This is a genomic window from Serratia sp. ID 25-353, assembly GCF_054792795.1.
On the sequence record NZ_CM139236.1, the window covers coordinates 4,118,748 to 4,137,068 of the forward strand.

Genomic DNA, 18,321 nt, shown 5'->3' on the forward strand with positions numbered 1-18,321 from the left:
ATTAACCACCGGCTTTAGTGGCGGCCTGGTGCGCATCCAGCATGGCGGCCATCTCTTTCGGCCCCTGATAGCCCGGGATCATCATGCCGTTTTCCAGGATGATCGCCGGCGTGCCCTGAATGCCGAACTGCACGCCCAGCTCGTAATGCTTGCTGATGTCGGTTTTGCAGGTCGCCGGAGAAACGGCGTCGCCCTTCATGGCGGCGTCGAACGCCTTGGCCTTGTCGGCGGTGCACCAGATAGACTGCATGTCTTTTTCAGCCTGGGAAGCCAGCCCCTGGCGCGGGAATGCCAGGTAACGCACGGTAATGCCCAGATCGTTGTACTCTTTCATCTGCTGATGCAGTTTGTGGCAGTAACCGCAGGTGATGTCGGTGAACACGGTGATCACGTGTTTCTCTTTCGGCGCTTTGTAAACGATCATCTGATCTTTCAGCGCGTCCATCTTGCTGCCCAGCAGTTGGTTGGTCACGTTGACCGGCTCTTTGCCGCTGACGTCGAACAGCGGGCCCTGCAGGATGTGCCTGCCGTCTTCGGAGGCGTACAGTACGCCGCTGTCGGTCAGCACGGTTTTCAGGCCGTTGACCGGTGAAGGCTGCACGTCCGCCTGCTGGATGCCCAGGCTGGCGAGCGCTTTTTTGATCGCCGCGTCATCGGCATGGGCGGCGCCAGTCACCGAAGCCACCAGCAGAGAGAGCAGCATTAAACCTTTTTTCATTGTTCCAATCCTTTCGAACCCGCCGCTCAGGCGCGCGGGTGATGCTGTTGATGTAGCTGTTTCAGTCGTTCGGTCGCTACATGAGTATAAATTTGCGTGGTCGAGAGATCGCTGTGTCCTAACAACATCTGTACGACACGGAGATCGGCCCCATGGTTCAGCAAATGGGTGGCGAACGCGTGCCGCAACACGTGCGGCGACAGACGCTCGCTGTCGATGCCCGCAAGGATGGCATAGTGTTTGATGCGATGCCAGAACGTCTGTCGGGTCATTTGCTGGCAACGGGTGCTGGGGAACAGCACATCCAGCGTCTGGCCGTTGACCAGCCACGGGCGGCCGTGCTCCAGATAATTTTCGATCCAGTAGACCGCCTCTTCGCCCAGCGGCACCAGCCGCTCCTTGTTGCCCTTGCCGATCACCCGCACCACGCCCTGCCGCAGGCTGACGTCGCTGATACTCAGCCCCACCAGCTCGGAAACCCGCAGCCCGGTGGCGTACAACACTTCGAGCATCGCCTTGTCGCGCAGCTCCAGCGGCTGATCGACGCAGGGCGCCTGCAGCAGCGCATCGACCTGCGCCTCGCTCAGATCCTTCGGCAAACGCTGCGGCAGTTTGGGGGACGCCAGCTGCGCGGTGGGATCGTCGGCGCGCAGCTTTTCGCGGTACAGGTACTGAAACAGGCGGCGCATGGCGCTCAGCAAACGCGCGGAGCTGGTGGCCTTGTAGCCGCCCTCCACCCGCTCGGCGAGAAACGCCTGCAGATCCAACGCCTGCGCCTGCAGCAAGGCGGTGTTTTGCTGGCCAAGCCAGGTGCCCAGGGCCTGCAAATCCAGCCGGTAGGAGGCCAGCGTATTTTCCGCCAGATTGCGCTCAAGCCACAGCGCATCCAGGAATTGTTCAATCAGCGCATTGTCTTGCTGTTGCACGCGGTCCTCTCTTTGTTGCATTTCCACCCGCGCCATTATGCCTTAAGCCGATGCAAATCAGGTATACTCGCTGCAATTCTCTAAACAGCAACGTAACGGTTTACACATGAAGATTGGTCTGTTTTACGGCTCCAGCACCTGCTACACCGAGATGGCGGCAGAAAAAATCCGTGAGATTCTGGGTGAAGACCTGGTCGACCTGCACAACCTGAAAGACGTCTCTCCCAAGCTGATGGAGGACTATTCCATTCTGATCCTCGGCATCCCGACCTGGGATTTCGGCGAACTGCAGGAAGACTGGGAAGCGATCTGGCCGCAGCTGCCGGCGCTGGATCTGAAAGGCAAAATCGTCGCCATGTACGGCATGGGCGATCAGCTCGGTTACGGTGAGTGGTTCCTCGACGCGCTGGGCATGCTGCACGATCAGATCGCGCCGCTGGGCGTGCAGTTCGTCGGCTTCTGGCCGACCGACGGCTTCGAGTTCACCAGCCCCAAACCGCTGAGCGCCGACGGCAAACATTTCGTCGGCCTGGCGCTCGATGAGGTCAACCAATACGATCTGAGTGAAGAGCGCCTGCAGCAATGGTGCGAACAGATCCTGTTGGAGATGGAGCCGCTGCTGTAGCCGCTGTCGGGCGCTGAGCGCGCCCGATTCTCCTCACTTATTTCCACAGACGGAAGCGTGGCTCGTCTTCCCCAGCCGGCGTTTCCTTGGTCAACCGCGCCGGATCCGCCACCTGATACCAGTCCAACTTACGCGTCAACAGCATAATGCCCGCCAGAATGGCGAACAGCAGCCCCGCCCCCAACACCAACGCATTGTCCTCCGACTGCAACAGCAAATAGAGCACGCCGTACAACAGCAATAGGCTCGCGGCGAACAGCGCACCGCGCAGCTTGCCGCGCAGTACGGCGCTCAGATAGAAGCCGATCAGACCGCTGCAGGCGATACTGGCCGCCAGGTAAGCGAGAGCGAATCCCAGGTGTTCGGAGAAGGCCAGCAGAATCAGGTAGAACAACACCAGCGCCGCACCGACCAGCAGGTACTGAATCGGGTGCACCCGCAGCCCGGTCAGGGTTTCGAACAGGAAAAACGCCATAAACGTCAGCCCGATAAACAGCAGCGCGTATTTGACCGCGCGCTCGGTCAGTTGATAGTGATCGACCGGTTCGACCAGGCTGGCGCTGAAGGCCGGCAGCTTGTCCTCATCGATAATGCCATCGTCGTAATGGAACGCACTGTTGATGTTGTTGGCGAACCAGGTGCTGCGCCAGCGAGCACTGAACCCTTGCTCCGTCACCTTGCGTTCATCCGGCAGGAAGTTGCCGAGGAAGTTCGGGTGTGGCCAGTTGCTTTGCAGTTGCAGCTCGCTGCTGCGCCCCAGCGGCACCAGCGACAGGCTGCTGGTGCCCGCCAGCGTCAGGGTGAACTCGGCGTTCAGCCCCTCTTTTTGTTGCAGTGCCCCCAGCGTCAGCGGGGCGTGGATCCCCTGGCGCAACGATCCCACGCCGGTGCCCGGCTCAAACGCCACCGGCTGCGGCATTGCCAGCGGGGAAATGCTCTTGATGCCGCGAGAGTCGCTCAGCGCCACCAGCAGGAACGGCTGGCCGACGGTCACGTTGGCGCGTTGCAAATCCGTCAGCTCCGGCTGGCCGAAACGCATCTTGAAGTTCAGCGGCCCCTGGTAAACCTGCGTCTGATAAATGCCCAGCTTGCGCACCTCTACTTTCGGCGCCCCCTGCACCTGAAGCGACTCCGGCAGCAAATAGCGGTAATGCTGCACTCGCTGCACTACCGTTTGTCCTTTCTCGTCTTTCTTCTCTTCTCGTTCGACGTAGGGAATGACAATCAACGGACCGAGCACGCGCTGCGCCCCGCTGGTGCTTTCGCTCACCTGCCCGACCACGCTTTGCCGATAGCCGCTGCGTTCGTCGATCACGCTCATCAGTTGGGCGATGGGGATCAACATCACCACCATCAATCCCAGCAGTGTGGTTATTTTCCAGAACAGTACCGATTTCATCATGCTCTCTCCTCATAAGTAATGAGGCCACGATAAAACCCGCAGGTGAAATCAGAATGTGGTTATGTGAAGGGAAGGTGAAGTCACAGCGATAACATGAAAGTCGCTTCCACCCCGTGCGGCCGGCGGTTGCGCAGGTGAATGCCGCCATGATGCAGACGCGCGACCTCCTGCACGAAGTTCAGGCCCAGCCCGCTGCTTTTCGGCCGTTCGGCGCGCGGCAGCGAATAAAAGCGCTCGAACACCTTATCGAGCGCATAGTCCGGAATGCCGCTGCCGTCATCGCAGACGCTGATGCAGTAATGCTGTTCCCGCCGTTCGCCTCGCACGCTGACGCAACCGCCCGGCGGGGTAAAGTCGATCGCGTTGTCCAGCAGGTTGGTCAGCGCCTGGCTGATCAGCAACGCATCGCCGTTCAGCGTCACCTCCGCCAACGCCTCCAGCTGCAACCTGACGCCGCGCTGCGTCGCCTGCGCCTCTTTGCCCGCCACCGTCTGGTCGATCAACGCCGCGATCGCGAGGGGCGCGGTCTCCATTTCAGGCCGACTCTCCAGCCGCGCCTGCACCAGCAGTTTGTCCACCAGTTGCTGGATGCGTGCGCTTTGCTGCTCGATATTGGTGAGAAAACGCCGGGCGGTCTCCGGCGGTGGCAGCTCCTGCAACAGCTCCGCCGCGCCCCTGATCGCCGCCAGCGGGCTTTTCAGCTCATGCGTCAGGGTATGTGCATACTGTTCGATATAAGCTTTGCCTTCCAGCTTCAGACGCATGCTCTCCAACGCCTGCGCCAGCTGCGTCAATTCCCGGCCGCCCACTTTGGGCAGCGGCGCGGTTTCCCCTTGCGCCACCCCGTCGGCATAACGCACCAGCCGGCCTATCGAACGGGTGATCCACCAGACGAATACCGCCCCGATCAGCAGCGCGATCCCCAGCAGCAATGCGCCGGCCCACAGAATGCGCCGTTCGCTGCGTTTGATCACCGGCGCCATGGTGCTGTTGGGTTTACCCACGGTGAGCACGCCGATAATGCGCCCTTGTTCTATCACCGGCGCGGCCACATACATCACCGAACTGTTTTCATCCTGCGGGTCGCTAAGGGTGCTGCGGGCGCCGTACTGGCCGCGCAGCGTTCGATAAACGTCATTCCAGCGCGAATAATCCTGCCCCTGCGCGCGGCCGGCAGAATCGAAGATGACCTTGCCCCGAGCATCGGTAAGATAGACGTGGTATTCGCTGCGATCCTTGCGGATGCCGGAGATATTGGCGCCGATCGGCCGCTGGTTCAGCTGCGTAAATGCCTGCGCCAGTTGGCCATGCGCCGCATCGCCGCGCTGCATGTCCTGACGGGCGATCTGCGCCAGCAGGTTGGCGGTATCCACCAGCGTGCCTTCGGTGGCGCGCCGCACCCCGGGCTTCACTTCCTGGACGAAAATGCTCAGCACGAAGTACCCGGCCACCGCCACAATCAGGAAATATCCCAGCAGCAGGCGCAGGCCAATTTTCATGGCTGGCGGCTCACGCTATAGCCCAATCCGCGGTGGGTATGGATTGGCGGTTCACCGGGCTCCACCGCTCGCAGCTTGGCGCGCAGCGTTTTGATATGGGTATCGACGGTGCGATCCAGGCTTTCTTCCGCCTGCGCCCAAACGCTTTCCATCAGTTGCTGCCGCGAGAACACCCGTCCGGGCGCCAACAGCAGCGTCTTCAGCAGCAGGTATTCGTAACGGGTCAGCGGCAACGGCCGCTGATGGTAGGAGATGGTGGCCGCGTCTTCGTCGAGCGTGAAAGCGCCGAAACGGTAGAGCGCGCTCTGTTGCAAGCGCTGCTGCTTATGCAGGCGACGCAAAATGGTGCGCACCCGCGCGCTGACCTCGCGAGGGGAGAACGGCTTGGCGACATAGTCGTCGGCGCCGATTTCCAGCCCGATCAGGCGATCCACTTCATCACTGCGGGCGGTGAGAAACAGAATCGGCAGGTCGGCCACCTGAGCCAGCAGGCGGCGACACAATTCAAAGCCGTTGATATCCGGCAAACCGACATCGAGGATAGCGAGCGCGGGCGCGCCTTGCGCCAGCGCCTGCAACGCCGGTTCCGCGCGCTCGAACCAGCGCACCTCGAAGCCTTCGCTCTCCAGCGTGTAAACCAGCGTATCGGCAATGCTGGGTTCATCCTCCACCAACCAGAGTACGGGTTTCATCAGGGCTCTTCGCCGTCACCCGCCGGCGGATACAGCAACAGCTGCCGCAGGTGGCGCCACTCCTCTTTGCTCATGCAGTCGGAAGCCAGCCACAGCCGACGGCGTTTTTTGCCCTCCGTCGGCAGCAGCGTCAGCAGCATGCCATAACCCGGCATCCACGGTTTTTTCGCCAGCCGCCACTCGCGGCCGTGCCAGTTGAAACGCCGGTCCGCCAGCAGCCGCAGCTCGCCCTGCACCGCGGCGATGCGCTTCTGGCTGCGAATGCACTGAAACACCACCAGCGTCAGCAGCACCAGCCAGAGCGGGCCAAAGCCTTCCGGCCAGGGCGAAATCAGGATCAGCAAGATCAGAACGCCGTGGGTCAACAGGGAAAACAGCTGGGTGCGCCAGGAAATGCGGATATCACATCGCCACTGGGCCACGGTCTTTATTTCGCGTTTGGATCAGGGTCACCATTCTCTGCAGCTCGCTGTCCTGCGGCGCGCCATGATTCATCAGCCAGTTGAACAAATCGGGATCGTCGCACTCCAGCAGACGGATGAACAACGCCTTGTCCGCGTCATTCAGGCTGTCGTATTCGTATTCGAAGAACGGCATGATGGAGATGTCCAGCTCGCGCATGCCACGGCGGCAAGCCCAGTGAATACGTGCTTTATTGTTAATATCCATGTTGTTATGACTCACCTCTTTTCAGCGCGGCAGCGCCAGCGCAGAGTTCAAATGACACACTGTATGGCAACGCCGTCGCAATATAATTCCATCAGCCGGGGATCTGTCTGCAAGGGTGCCCTGGCCGCAAGCCTATAGAGTAACAATTTGACATACACGCCGGGAAGGCGCTTTGCTGCGGAAAACGTAATAAAGCGCAAAATGCCAAAAAAAGCGCACCCCGGCGCCGCGGCGCGAATAACAGTTTGCAAAGCCCGCCGCCTCTTTTACCATGGGTTCAATACCCTTCAGGTAAGCTAAACGTTGAGCAGGAACTTACTATGGCGCATAACATTCCATTCCCACCCCGTCAGCCCTCCGCTTCCACCCATCTGCCCCTGACGCTGATCTCGCTGGAAGATTGGGCGCTGGTGACGCTGAACGGGCCGGACACGGTGAAATATCTCCAGGGCCAGGTGACGGCGGACATCGACGCGCTGGCGGCCGATCAACACGTGCTGTGCGCCCACTGCGACGCCAAGGGCAAAATGTGGAGCAACCTGCGTCTGTTCCACCGTGGCGAAGGCTTCGCCTATCTGGAACGCCGCAGCGTGCTGGACAGCCAACTGGCAGAAATCAAAAAATACGCGGTGTTCTCCAAAGTCACCATCGCCGCCGATAACGATGCGGTGTTGCTGGGCGTCGCCGGTTTCCAGGCGCGTGCCGCGCTGGCGGGCCTGTTCGCCACGCTGCCGGACGCCGAACACCCGGTGGTGCAGGACGGCGAGACCACGATTCTGCACTTCAACGCGCCGGCGGAACGTTTTCTGCTGGTGACCCGCCCCGCCGTGGCCGAACCGCTGATCGCCAAGCTGCATGACCAGGCGGAACTGAATGACAGCGGCCAATGGCTGGCGTTTGACATCGAAGCCGGCTATCCGGTTATCGACGCCGCCAACAGCGCACAGCTGATCCCGCAGGCCACCAACCTGCAGGCGCTGGAAGGCATCAGCTTCAGCAAGGGCTGCTATACCGGTCAGGAGATGGTGGCGCGCGCCAAATTCCGCGGCGCCAACAAACGTGCGCTCTACTGGCTGGAAGGTAAGGCGGCCCGCGCCCCGCAGGCGGCGGAAGATCTGGAGCTGCAGCTGGGTGAAAACTGGCGCCGTACCGGCACCGTATTGGCGTCGAGCCAACTGGCCGACGGCACGCTGTGGGTGCAGGTCGTGATGAACAACGATTTGGACGCCGATAGCAAGCTGCGGGTGCGCGACGATGCCGCCAGCCAGTTGGCGATCAAACCGTTGCCCTACTCGCTGGCCGAAGAGAAATAATTCATCGGCCGCAGGCGCCCTGCCTGCGGCCGTCTTCGTTACTCGTCCAACTCCCCGTCGCGCTGCACCAGATAAATCAGCACCAGAATGATGGTGACGAAGAAGCGAAACGCATCGGGCACGCCGTTCCATTGTTTCGACATCCACATGCCAAACCACTCGCCCCCAATCGACATAAAGCCCACTTGCCAGGTGAGGAAGCCCAGCGTCAGCCCCACAACCGCCAGCTTTTTCCGGCCGTTGAAAGCTTTAGCGGGCAGTTTCAGGCCGCACAGCAGGCGCAGGCCGCCGATCCAGCACAGCAGCGCGGTCAGGCTCTCCAGCACGATGATGAAGATATAGCCGGCGTGATGCAGCCACGGTGTTTGTATCGAACGGTAGCCGATGGTGGCGTCGGGGAAAATGGTGTCCATCATAAAGACGTGGCGCACGAAGGCGAAGTTGGAGCCGTAATCGGTGATATTGCCGAAGGCCACCAGCGAAGCGAACAAAGCGATAGCGCAGACCAGCAGCGCTTTGGATAAGCGAACGATCATCGTGATGAGTCCTGAACTAAGTTAAGAGAAAGAGTATGCGGGCTCAGAAATGAAAGAACGGGCTTGCTGGATACCCGAAAGAAGCAAGCGCCTCTTTTTTAAAACAAAAGAGGCGCCTGTTCAATACGCATTCAGACGTAGCGATAACGTTTAGACGTAGAGATAGATCGCCATGAAATGGCAGGCGCTGCCGCCGAGCACGAAGGCGTGCCAGATAGCGTGGCCAAAGCGAATGCGCTTGGAGGCGTAGAAAATCACGCCGAGGGTATAGACCACCCCGCCTATCGCCAGCAGCGTGACGCCGCCGGCCTCCAGCCGCGTAACCAGCTGATAAATCACAATCAGCGACAGCCAGCCCATCGTCAGGTAGGTCACCAGCGACAGGGCTTCAAAACGGTGGGCGAAGGCCAGTTTGAACAGCACGCCGAGCAGCGCCAACCCCCAGATTACCGCCATCAGGCCCTTCGCCAGCGGCGAATCCAGCCCCACCAGCAAAAACGGGGTGTAAGTCCCGGCAATCAGGAGATAAATGGCGCAGTGGTCAAATTTTTTCAGCCAATGCTTGGCCTTCTGATGCGGAATCGCATGGTACAGCGTGGAAGCGAGAAACAGCAGGATCATGCTGCCGCCGTACAGGCTGTAACTGGTGATGGCCGTCGCATCGGCGCCGGTATTCACCGCCTGCACCAACAGCAACACCAGGCCAACGATACCGAACACCAGCCCGATGCCGTGGCTGATACTGTTGGCGATCTCTTCCGCCCACGGATAAGCCGCAGCGACAATCTTATTGCTCCCGGCTTTCACTACGTCCGTTTTCCCCATAACGCGCAACCCCTCAAAATGCCCTGCTTTGTGCGAAATTAACGCAAAGCAGCTTAACTGAGAATAATTCCAGTGTACACGTGTACGCTAAAATAAAAATGTGAACGCGTGTAACCATCGAAATCGCCCGCCCGGTGGTCTACAATCGTCAGGCTTCAACCCACCCACCTTGAGGTTTACACCATGTCATCCGCTGTACCCGCGTTAGATTTCGGCTCAATGACCCAGGTCATCCAATTCCTGATGGAAATCGATAAGTTGAAAGGCGTGCAACGCCGCACCAAAGTGCTGGGTACCCAGCGCCAGGAAAACTCCGCCGAACACAGTTGGCACTTCGCCATCGCCGCCATGAGCCTGGCGCCCTACGCCGGTGATGACGTAGACATTCAGCGCGTGATCCAGATGGCGCTGCTGCATGACATCGTGGAAATCGACGCCGGCGATGTGCTGGTCTACGATCTGGTGGCCCGCGCGGCGATCCACGATCAGGAAGTGGCGGCGGCGCGCCGTCTGTTCGGCATGTTGCCGGAGGCTCAGCGCGAGTATTTCACCGCTTTATGGCAGGAATATGAAGATGGCGAAAGCGCCGATGCACGCTTCGCCTTGCTGCTGGATCGCACCATGCCGATGCTGATGAACCTGCACAATGAAGGCCAGAGCTGGGTAGAGAACGGCATCAGCCTGGAGCAGGTGCTGGCGCGCAATGCATCAATCGCCGACGTGCACCCCGAGCTGTGGCACCACATGGAGCAACACCTGCGGGATGCGCAACGCAAAGGCTGGTTGAAGTAAGTGAACCGGGCTGCTGCCGCAGCCCTTCAACGTCAAGCGAACGCCCGTTGGCGTTCCAACGCCTCCTCATAGCTCGGCATCGACCCGGCCGCCCCGGCGCGCTCCACGCAGACCGCCGCGTAGGCGGCGGCGAAGCGCACCGCATCGGCTAACGGTACCTGATTCGCCAACTGCGCCGCCAGGGCGCCGTTAAACGCATCGCCCGCGCCGGTGGTGTCTTTCGGCTGCGCTGGAAACGCCGGGATCAGCTCGCTGTTTTCCCCGTCCGAGAACAACGCCCCCTGCGTGCCCAAGGTCACGATCAGCAAGCGAATGCCCTTGGCGTGCAGCACCTGCGCCGCCTGGCGCGCCGAAGCCACATCCCGCACCGGCACGCCGGTCAGCAACGTACACTCGGTGGCGTTGGGCGTCAGCATATCGACCTGTGCCAGCAGGCTGTCCGGCACCGGCTGAAACGGCGCCGGGTTGAGAATGATGAACGTCTGCGCCTCGCGGGCGATGGCGATCACCTGCTCAATCGCCGGCAGATTGTTCTCCAGCTGGGTTAACAGAATGTCCGCCGCGGCGATTGCCGGCCGGCACTGGCGCACCTCGTCTTCGCTGACCGTCAGGTTGGCGCCGGGATCGACGGCGATCATGTTCTCCGCCTCCTCGCCGGCAACGTAGATAAGCGCATTGCCGGTCGGGCAATCGCCGGTCGAGAACAGCGTCACCGCATCGAAACCGGCGGCGGCGAGGTGGCGCCGGGCGAAGGTACCGAAGTCGTCGCGCCCCACCTTGCCGATATAATGCACCCTTGCCCCGGCGCGCAGCGCAGCGGTGGCCTGGTTGGCCCCCTTACCGCCCGCGCCCATCATGCTGTTGCGGGCGATCAGCGATTCGCCGGGCTGCGGAAAGCGCACCATGCCGGCGACGATATCCAGGTTGAACGAACCGAACACGCAGACTTTGCCTTTCATTGCGGGTACTCCCTGCTCAATTGGAGGTGGCGCCGGGCGGCCAGGCAGGCGCCTTTGCTGCCGGTTTCATCGGTCAGGCGGCTGATGGAGATCGCCAGCCCCTGTGCCGGCTGCGGCCTGCGCAAATGGCGGCGGATCTCCTGCTCAAGGTGCGCCAACGGGAAACCATTCATGGCGATCACGCCGCCACCCAAGATCAGCCGCTGGGGATCGAGCACGTTCATTTCGATGGCGATGGTCTGCGCCAACCGTTCGACGAAACGCTGCAAATCCGGATGATCGCCGTGGCGTTCGAACAGCCGTTCGAACGGCGTTTGCGCCGCGTTAACCCGCGCCCAGCCGGTCAGCCAATGGCCAGAGGTCAGGCTCTCGACGCAGCCCCGTTTGCCGCACGGGCACTCGCCATGATGGCCCGGCCAGGGAATGTGCCCCAGCTCGCCGGCGGCGCCGTGCGCACCGTGGTAAAAATCGCCGTTCAGCCACAGGCTGTTGCCCATGCCGGTGCCCAGATACAGCCCCACCGCCACCTGCGGCAGCGCCGGCAGCTGCTGCAAGTCCCACCACAGCAGGTGATTGACGTCCTTATCCATCCGCACCGGCAGCGCCAGCACATCGGCCAACAGCGCCGCCACCGGCTGGGCGTCCAGCGCCGGAATGAACGGCAGTGACAGCACCCGTGAACGGTCGCGGCTGAGGATCCCCGGCAGCCCCAGCATCACCTGCGCTACCTGCCGATCCTCGCAATGCCCGGCGATCAGGCGGCCCAACGCCGCCAGCGGATCGGCCTGCTGCGCCCAGTCGGCGGTCGCTATCTTGCGGTATCCGCTAAACTCACCGTCATCATCCATCAACAGCAGGCGGGTATTGGTGCCGCCGACGTCTACGCCAAGAAAATGCCGCATCATGTCCCCCGCCTCAGGCCGCCTGCCGCATCTGATCCAGCATTTTTTCCCATGCCGTCTCCAGATCCGGATCGAGGTTGAACAGCCCGGAGCTGCCGACGATCAAGACTTCCGCACCGGCACCCATCAGATCGCGGTAGGTGCGCTGATTGCAGGATCCGTCGATCTCGATCAGATAGCTCAGGTTTTGCTGGCGTTTCAGATCGCGCAATTGGCGGATCTTCTCCAGCATTTCGGGGATAAACGGCTGCCCGGCATAGCCCGGATCGACGGTCATCACCGTAACCTTGTCCAGCAGATGAAGGTAGTGGCGGATAAACTCCACCGGCGTGGCCGGGTTCAGCACCACCCCCACTTTTTTGCCCAGCGCGCGGATCTGGTTGATCACCCGGAACGCGTCGCGGTTGATGGTTTCGGCATGCGGGCAGATAAAGTCCGCGCCGGCGCGGGCGATCGGGTCGATAAAATCGGTCGGGTTCTCCACCATCAGATGCACGTCCAGCAGCAACGAGGTGTGCGGGCGGATCTGTTCGATAAAGAACGGCGACAGCGTGATGTTTTTCACGTAGTGCCCGTCCATGATGTCGATATGCAGCATATCGGCGCGGCGGTTCAGCACCGCCAACTGCTGCCGGATATCCATCAGGTTCATGCACATCAGTGAAGGTGAAATCTGGTATTTCATTAGCGTTATCCTGCGCAAAAGGGAAAAAGGATCAGTGGCCCGCTGCGGCTCTGGCCTGGGCCGCACTGCGGCGCATCGCCCGCCGCTGCCGATAGCGATGGCGGAAAAACTTCAGCGCCAACACTGCGATCAGCACCGCGCCCCACATCGCCAGACTGAAATGCGGGCTGACGTTCATCAGGTTCAAACCGGTGGCGATCACCTGCAGCACCACCAGCGCCAGGACCACGCCGCTGACCCGGCCAAAACCGCCGAACGGATCGGTGCCGCCCAAAATGATCGCCAGCACCGTCAGCAGCAGATAAGAGTCGCCGTAGCCCATGCGCGCCGAGTTGAAGCGCGCCATCATCACCAGCCCGGCGATCACGCACAGCAGGCTGGAGAGGGTGTAAATGGCGATCAGCACCCGATGGGTATTCACGCCGCTGAAGTGGGTGGCGTTGATGTTGCTGCCGCTCATGTAGATGCATTTGCCGAGCCGGGTTTTCTGCAAGAACAGCGCCAGCAGCACGGCAACCGCCAGGAAGATCCACAGCGGTACCGGCACGCCCAGCACGCGCTCGGCGCCGATAAACCGCACGATCTCCGGCATGCCGCTCAGGGCCGCACCGCGCGTCAGGTAGATGCCGATGCCGTTAACCGTGGTCATGGTCGCCAGCGTCACCAGAATCGGATGCGCGCCGATGTAGGCCACCAGCGCGCCGGTCGCCGCGCCGATCATCACGGCCAGCAGCATCGCGGCCGCCAGCGCTAACGCCAGCCACAGCGCCTGCAGCCCCAGCCCGGCGTCCGGCGGCAGATAGCTGATGAACAGCCAGGCCATCAGCAGGCTGGTCAGGTTGGCGCTGGCGATAATGCACAGGTTCAGGCCGCCGCTGAGGATCGGGATGAACATCGCCAGGGTCAGCAGGCCCAGCTCCGGCAGCTGGAACGCCACGCTGGTGAAGGTGGCGCCGCTGAAGAAGCGCCCCGGCATCAGCAGGCTGAAGGCCAGCACCACCGCCAGCAGCAGCGCCAACAGACCGACGGCGGTGCCGTCCGGACGAAATTTCAGGTAGTTGCCCATCAGGCGCTCCTCAGGCGAAACCGACGTCGGTTTCTTTGCGTTTCTTGTAGTGGGTGACGGTGATCGCCGCGACGATCACCAGGCCGATCACCACGTTCATGAAGTAGCTGGACACGCCGATCAGGTTGAGACCGTTTTTCAGCACGCCGATCAGGAATACGCCCATCAGCGTGCCGATCACGCTGCCCTTGCCGCCGTTCAGGCTGGCGCCGCCCAGCACCGCCGCCGCCAGTACGTCGAGCTCACCGCCCACCAGCGCATTGGGCACCACCTCCCCCATGCGGTACACCTGCACCAGGCCGCCGATCGCCGCCATCACGCCCAGATAGCCATAGGCGAACAGGTGCAACAGGCCGACGCGGATGCCGATGCGCCGCGCCGACTCCGCATCGCCGCCGACGGCAAACAGCTGGCGTCCGAGGTGCGTCTTGTTCAGCAGCAGCCAGGTCAGCAGCGCCACCGCCAGCATCACCAGCGTCGGCAAACCGAGCTGATAGCTCTGTTCACCCAGCTGGAACGGCAGCACGCTGCGCGGCAGCGTCCACCAGTCCGGCAGCGCGTACAGGCTGCGGCCGTTGGTCAGCCACATCAGCATGCCGAACAAGAACGCCTGCATGCTGATGGTGACGATGATCGAGACGATGCGCAGGCAGTAGATCAACAGCGCGTTGACCATGCCCAGCGCGGCGCCGATCGCCAACGCCAGCAGAATGCTGCCCGCCGGGCTGGCCAGCCCGTAGTGGGTCGCCAGCGTGGCGATCAGGTACTGCACCACCGAGGCCACCGCCGCGAAGGAGATATCGATGCCGCCGGTCACCAGCACCACGAACAGGCCGAGGGCGAAAATGCCGCTCACCGCATAGCTTTCGCTAAGATCGAGCAGATTTTGCACCGTTAAAAACCGATCGCTGAGCAGCGAAAAAACGATGACCGTCAGCAGCAGTACCCAGGCCAGGTAGCCTTCGTTGCCGCGCGGTTTCAGGCTGAATCTACGCATTGACCGCCTCCGCCAGCTGTTGCTGGCTCACCTGCCCCGGCAGGTATTCGCCGATCACGCTGCCGCCGCTGAAGTGCAGCACCCGATCGCAGTTGTAATACACCTCCGGCACCTCGTCGGAGATCAGTAAAATGGCGATCCCCTCCTGCGCCAGCAGATGGATCAGTTGGTAGATGCTGGCCTTGGCGCCAACGTCGACGCCGACGGTCGGCGAGTCAAGGATCAGGATCCGCGGCTGGGTCAGCACCCACTTGGCCAATACGATCTTTTGCTGATTGCCGCCGGACAGCGTCGAAACCGCCTGCTCCGGATCCGCCACCCGCACGCCAAGTTTGGCGATCCATTCCGCGACGATGCGATTCTTGCGGTAGTCGTCAATCAGGCGAAAACGCCCGCGCAGCTTATCGAGAATGGTCAGCACTGCGTTGTCCGCCACCGACTGTTGCTGCACCAGGCCGAGCGTCAGGCGATCCTCCGAGACGTAGCCGATACCGGCCTTGATCGCGTCCTCATGGCCGCGAAAGCGCACCGGTTTGCTGTCGAGGTAGAGCTTACCGCTGTCCGGCCGGGTCATGCCGAACAGGCTCAGCGCCAGTTCGGTGCGCCCGGAGCCTAACAGCCCGCACAACCCGAGCACCTCGCCCTGATGCAGCCGGAAGCTCACGTCCTGATACTGCCCGGCGCGGCTGAGACGGTCTGCCTCCAGCATCACCCGCTCCTTATTCATGCTCGGTGACTTCAGGCGATAGTCCAGCGTCAGACCGGTCATCAGCTCGGTCAGACGATCGCCGGTGATCTCCGCCGCCGGCCAGGTGCCGATCTTGTTGCCGTCGCGGATCACCGTGACGCGATCCGAGATCTCCAGCACCTCGTCCAGCCGATGGCTGACGAACACCACACAGATGCCCTGCGCTTTCAGATAATCCACCGTGCGCAGCAGCTGGTTGACCTCGGTGCGCGTCAGCGAGGCGGTCGGTTCATCCATGATCACCAACCGTGCCTCCGCCACCAGCGCGCGGCAGATCGCCACCTGCTGCCGCTGGGCGATCGGCAGCTCCGCCACCCGTTTATCGAGATCCAGATGGAAACTCAGTTCCTGCAGCAGGCGCTCGGCGGTGCGCCGCAGCCGCGCAGGGCGGTACCAACCCAGCAGCCCGCGCAGGTTGTGCTCGAAGGCGATGTTTTCCGCCACCGTCAGGTTGGGAAACAGCGACAGATCCTGATAGATCACCTGGATGCCGAAGGCGCGCGCCTGATCCGGCGACAGCCGGCCGAAGGTTTGCCCGTCGAGGGTGATGCGGCTGCCGTCGTCCGGTTGATACACGCCGGCGATCGTCTTGATCAACGTACTTTTTCCGCAGCCGTTGGTGCCGGCCAGGCAGTGCACTTCCCCCGGCATCAGCGCCAGCGAGATAGCGTTTAGCGCACGCTGCCCGCCAAAGGTCATCGACAGCTGTTGCAGCGCGATCAGCGGCGTGCCCTGCGTTGCCGTATTGCCGGAAATCGCCATGATTACAGCCCCATCTTCACCAGCTTCGGCAGGTTTTGCTTATCCAGGCTTTCGGTGGCGTTGCCGAGAAGGGTGTGCTGCTGCGCATCCACCTGCACCTTGCCCATGCCTTCGATGATCATGCCATCGGTGATTTTTTCTCCCTGGTGCATCATGTCGGCGATGCGCACGAACACTTCGCCGGCCACCAGCGGATTCCAGATATAACCGCCCTTGATGGCGCCACGGTTGACCAGCGAAGCGCCCTGGCCCGGGCTGAATGGCCCGATGACGCAGATATCATTGCTTTTTCCGCGGTTGAGCACCGCGCGCCCGGCGCCAATCGGCCCCTGTGAACCAAAGGCCAGCACGCCTTTCAGATCGGGATATTTGGCCATCAGATCGTTGGTGGTGCGCACGCTGTCATCCAGCGATTCGCCCACGCCGAACTTGTCGCCCACCAGCTGCATGTTCGGATAGTGCTGCTTCTGGTAGTTGATGGCCGAGTCCGACCAGGTGATGTGCAGCGGCACCGTCAGGCTACCGACGTACACCGCATACTTGCCCTGCTCTTTCATGCAGGCGGCCAGCGCTTTCATGTGGTTGACCCCGTGCTGCGAGGCGTCCACCAGCTCAAAATCCCAGTCGGCGTACTTCTGGCCGGGGGATTCGTGCACGATCACCTTGATGCCCGCTTCCTGCGCGCGCTTGAGCACCGGCTCCAGCACCCGGGCGTCGTTCGGCACCACGCCGATGATGTCCACCTTCTGCGCGATCAGATCTTCGATGGCGCGCACCTGCAGCGCCGGGTCCGCCGCCGTCGGCCCGACCATCCAGGCGTCGATGCCACGTTTGGCACCTTCGCTTTTGATGCCGGCCTCCATGGCGTTGAACCAGGGAATGCCGCCGATCTTCACCACCACGCCCATTTTCAGCTTGTCCGCCGCCTGCGCGGAGACCGACAGCAGCAGCGAGGCAAACAGACCGACCAGTACGGATTTTTTCATTGTTCTCTCTCCACAAGTGTTGGCTGTAATAAGGGTTTTCGTTGTTGTTATCGCACCGCCCTTTTCGCGGCGGGTGAAACTTCAATCACGTCGACGTTGTTCCAGGCCAGTTCCTGACGAAATTCATCGTCGCTGAGCCTGTCGGTGATCAGGGTGTCTATCTCCCGGTAGTGGCAGATGCGCGCGAACGAGCGGCGGCCGAACTTGTTGCTGTCCACCAGCAGGAACTTGCGCTCCGACGCCAGCAGCATCTGCTGTTTCAACCGCGCATGGTGCTCGTTGCTCTCACGGACGCCGCCGTCCTGGCAGATGCCGTGGCAGGAGAAGAACAGCTTGTTGATCACGAACTCCTTCAGCATCTGCTCCGCCAGCACGCCGATAAAATCCTCGTACTTGGCGGAATACTCGCCCCCCAGGCCGATGGTGCGCACGTTGGCCTTGCAGGCCAGCGTCTGGATGATGTGCAGCGAGTTGGTCAGCACCACCAGCGAGATATCCGGCAGTTGGCGCGCCAAAAACCAGCTGGTGGAGCTGCTGTCCAGCAGCAGGCAATCCCCCGGCGCGATAAATTCCAGCGCGCGTTTGGCGATGCGCGTTTTCTGCTCCGGTGCCTCGTTGCTGCGCTGGCGGAAAGATTCCCCCTGGTCTATCTCGGCGGGCACATAGGTTTTTTCCACTGCCGGCGGTTCGACGAACACCGCGCCGCCGTGGCTGCGCAGCAGCAGGCCGCGCCGTTCCAGCAAGGCCAGATCACGCCGCGCCGTCTCGATAGAGATATGGCACAGCTGCGCCACCTCCTGCACCATCACGCGGCCGCGCTGGCTCAAGACTTCGGTGATAAAGCGATGACGTTCTACAGGCAGCATGTTTCTTTTCTCCTCCACGACGATGATTACGATATCGATTTGCCGCGCCGCGTTTTGCGCGCAGACGCAAAGCACATCGCCCCGCGATCGGGCAACGATCGCGCTGTGATAGTTGTCAAAAAAATCGGGAAGGAAATGAAATGAATAATTACGAAAGTGTGGAGTAACAGACAGTTATGATGCGTGTGCGTCTTAGACAGGCAGGAGAGAAACGGTAAACGGTCACAATTCCACGTTCCGCAACATGACCGTTAATGACCGTTTTTGTGGTTTTGACCGAACGCTGCCGAGCGGCGGCTAATGCTGGTAGGCTTTACCTGAAAAGCTGCAAAAAAATCCGGTGAGAACCTCAC

At 61.4% G+C, this 18,321-nt stretch carries 20 protein-coding genes; 3 read left to right on the top strand and 17 right to left on the bottom strand.

The annotated features are described in order from the left end of the window. Nucleotide 1: 1 nt before the first annotated feature. Complete coding sequence (gene dsbC, locus ACYF6X_RS19795; protein ID WP_130018209.1) at nt 2-718, bottom strand: bifunctional protein-disulfide isomerase/oxidoreductase DsbC; 717 nt, start codon at nt 716-718, stop codon at nt 2-4. A gap of 26 nt (nt 719-744) precedes the next feature. Further along, a complete protein-coding gene (gene xerD / locus ACYF6X_RS19800) occupies nt 745-1,644 on the bottom strand; it encodes a site-specific tyrosine recombinase XerD (RefSeq protein WP_063990783.1) in 900 nt (299 codons plus the stop codon). A gap of 106 nt (nt 1,645-1,750) precedes the next feature. Between xerD and fldB the strand changes: the two genes are divergently transcribed. Further along, nucleotides 1,751-2,269, top strand: coding sequence for a flavodoxin FldB (gene fldB / locus ACYF6X_RS19805; protein ID WP_038871234.1), 519 nt, complete (start codon nt 1,751-1,753; stop codon nt 2,267-2,269). A gap of 37 nt (nt 2,270-2,306) precedes the next feature. Here the strand turns inward: fldB and creD are convergent, their stop codons facing one another. The 5 genes from creD to sdhE form a co-directional block, all read right to left on the bottom strand. Further along, nucleotides 2,307-3,671 (bottom strand): cell envelope integrity protein CreD, encoded by a 1,365-nt coding sequence (gene creD, locus ACYF6X_RS19810; RefSeq protein WP_130018208.1) that lies wholly within the window; start codon nt 3,669-3,671, stop codon nt 2,307-2,309. Nucleotides 3,672-3,751: 80 nt separating this feature from the next. Continuing rightward, nucleotides 3,752-5,170, bottom strand: coding sequence for a two-component system sensor histidine kinase CreC (gene creC / locus ACYF6X_RS19815; protein WP_130018207.1), 1,419 nt, complete (start codon nt 5,168-5,170; stop codon nt 3,752-3,754). Then, nucleotides 5,167-5,862 (bottom strand): two-component system response regulator CreB, encoded by a 696-nt coding sequence (creB, locus tag ACYF6X_RS19820; RefSeq protein WP_130018206.1) that lies wholly within the window; start codon nt 5,860-5,862, stop codon nt 5,167-5,169. Before creB ends, creC begins: the two co-directional genes overlap by 4 nt. Next, nucleotides 5,862-6,284 (bottom strand): protein YgfX, encoded by a 423-nt coding sequence (locus ACYF6X_RS19825; protein ID WP_063990696.1) that lies wholly within the window; start codon nt 6,282-6,284, stop codon nt 5,862-5,864. The genes creB and ACYF6X_RS19825 overlap by 1 nt, the downstream gene beginning before the upstream one ends. Then, entirely contained in the window at nt 6,265-6,531 is a 267-nt protein-coding gene (gene sdhE / locus ACYF6X_RS19830; protein WP_019455657.1) for an FAD assembly factor SdhE, read from the bottom strand. The genes ACYF6X_RS19825 and sdhE overlap by 20 nt, the downstream gene beginning before the upstream one ends. A gap of 320 nt (nt 6,532-6,851) precedes the next feature. Here sdhE and ygfZ point away from each other — a divergent pair, with 320 nt between their 5' ends. Further along, complete coding sequence (gene ygfZ, locus ACYF6X_RS19835; RefSeq protein ID WP_130018205.1) at nt 6,852-7,844, top strand: tRNA-modifying protein YgfZ; 993 nt, start codon at nt 6,852-6,854, stop codon at nt 7,842-7,844. Nucleotides 7,845-7,882: 38 nt separating this feature from the next. Here the strand turns inward: ygfZ and ACYF6X_RS19840 are convergent, their stop codons facing one another. Together ACYF6X_RS19840 and trhA are read right to left on the bottom strand one after the other, a co-directional pair. Beyond that, a complete protein-coding gene (locus ACYF6X_RS19840) occupies nt 7,883-8,380 on the bottom strand; it encodes a DUF2165 family protein (protein ID WP_063990694.1) in 498 nt (165 codons plus the stop codon). Nucleotides 8,381-8,530: 150 nt separating this feature from the next. Then, nucleotides 8,531-9,205, bottom strand: coding sequence for a PAQR family membrane homeostasis protein TrhA (gene trhA / locus ACYF6X_RS19845; RefSeq protein ID WP_033639467.1), 675 nt, complete (start codon nt 9,203-9,205; stop codon nt 8,531-8,533). 183 nt (nt 9,206-9,388) lie between these two features. Between trhA and ACYF6X_RS19850 the strand changes: the two genes are divergently transcribed. Further along, on the top strand, nt 9,389-9,997 hold the full coding sequence (locus tag ACYF6X_RS19850) for an HD domain-containing protein (RefSeq protein WP_130018204.1): 609 nt from the start codon (nt 9,389-9,391) through the stop codon (nt 9,995-9,997). 32 nt (nt 9,998-10,029) lie between these two features. Here ACYF6X_RS19850 and rbsK read toward each other — a convergent pair whose 3' ends face one another. Genes rbsK through ACYF6X_RS19890 form a run of 8 tightly spaced genes read right to left on the bottom strand, consistent with a single transcriptional unit; the run spans nt 10,030 to nt 17,968 of the window. Further along, nucleotides 10,030-10,956: a ribokinase gene (rbsK, locus tag ACYF6X_RS19855; protein ID WP_130018203.1), complete on the bottom strand. Its 927-nt coding sequence runs from the start codon at nt 10,954-10,956 to the stop codon at nt 10,030-10,032. After that, nucleotides 10,953-11,861 carry an allose kinase gene (alsK, locus tag ACYF6X_RS19860; RefSeq protein ID WP_107227934.1) on the bottom strand — a complete coding sequence of 303 codons (909 nt, stop codon included), beginning with the start codon at nt 11,859-11,861 and terminating at the stop codon, nt 10,953-10,955. Before alsK ends, rbsK begins: the two co-directional genes overlap by 4 nt. A 10-nt stretch (nt 11,862-11,871) precedes the next feature. Beyond that, complete coding sequence (alsE, locus tag ACYF6X_RS19865; protein WP_033654065.1) at nt 11,872-12,543, bottom strand: D-allulose 6-phosphate 3-epimerase; 672 nt, start codon at nt 12,541-12,543, stop codon at nt 11,872-11,874. A gap of 31 nt (nt 12,544-12,574) precedes the next feature. Beyond that, the gene (locus ACYF6X_RS19870; protein WP_063990691.1) at nt 12,575-13,609 is read right to left on the bottom strand and encodes an ABC transporter permease; all 1,035 of its coding nucleotides are present in this window, start codon (nt 13,607-13,609) and stop codon (nt 12,575-12,577) included. 10 nt (nt 13,610-13,619) lie between these two features. Then, nucleotides 13,620-14,606: an ABC transporter permease gene (locus ACYF6X_RS19875; RefSeq protein WP_107227935.1), complete on the bottom strand. Its 987-nt coding sequence runs from the start codon at nt 14,604-14,606 to the stop codon at nt 13,620-13,622. Then, entirely contained in the window at nt 14,599-16,116 is a 1,518-nt protein-coding gene (locus ACYF6X_RS19880; RefSeq protein WP_130018202.1) for a sugar ABC transporter ATP-binding protein, read from the bottom strand. Before ACYF6X_RS19880 ends, ACYF6X_RS19875 begins: the two co-directional genes overlap by 8 nt. A 2-nt stretch (nt 16,117-16,118) precedes the next feature. Further along, nucleotides 16,119-17,102: a substrate-binding domain-containing protein gene (locus ACYF6X_RS19885; protein ID WP_063990688.1), complete on the bottom strand. Its 984-nt coding sequence runs from the start codon at nt 17,100-17,102 to the stop codon at nt 16,119-16,121. Between the two features lie 47 nt (nt 17,103-17,149). After that, nucleotides 17,150-17,968: a DeoR/GlpR family DNA-binding transcription regulator gene (locus ACYF6X_RS19890; RefSeq protein ID WP_107227937.1), complete on the bottom strand. Its 819-nt coding sequence runs from the start codon at nt 17,966-17,968 to the stop codon at nt 17,150-17,152. Between the last annotated feature and the right edge of the window lie 353 nt (nt 17,969-18,321).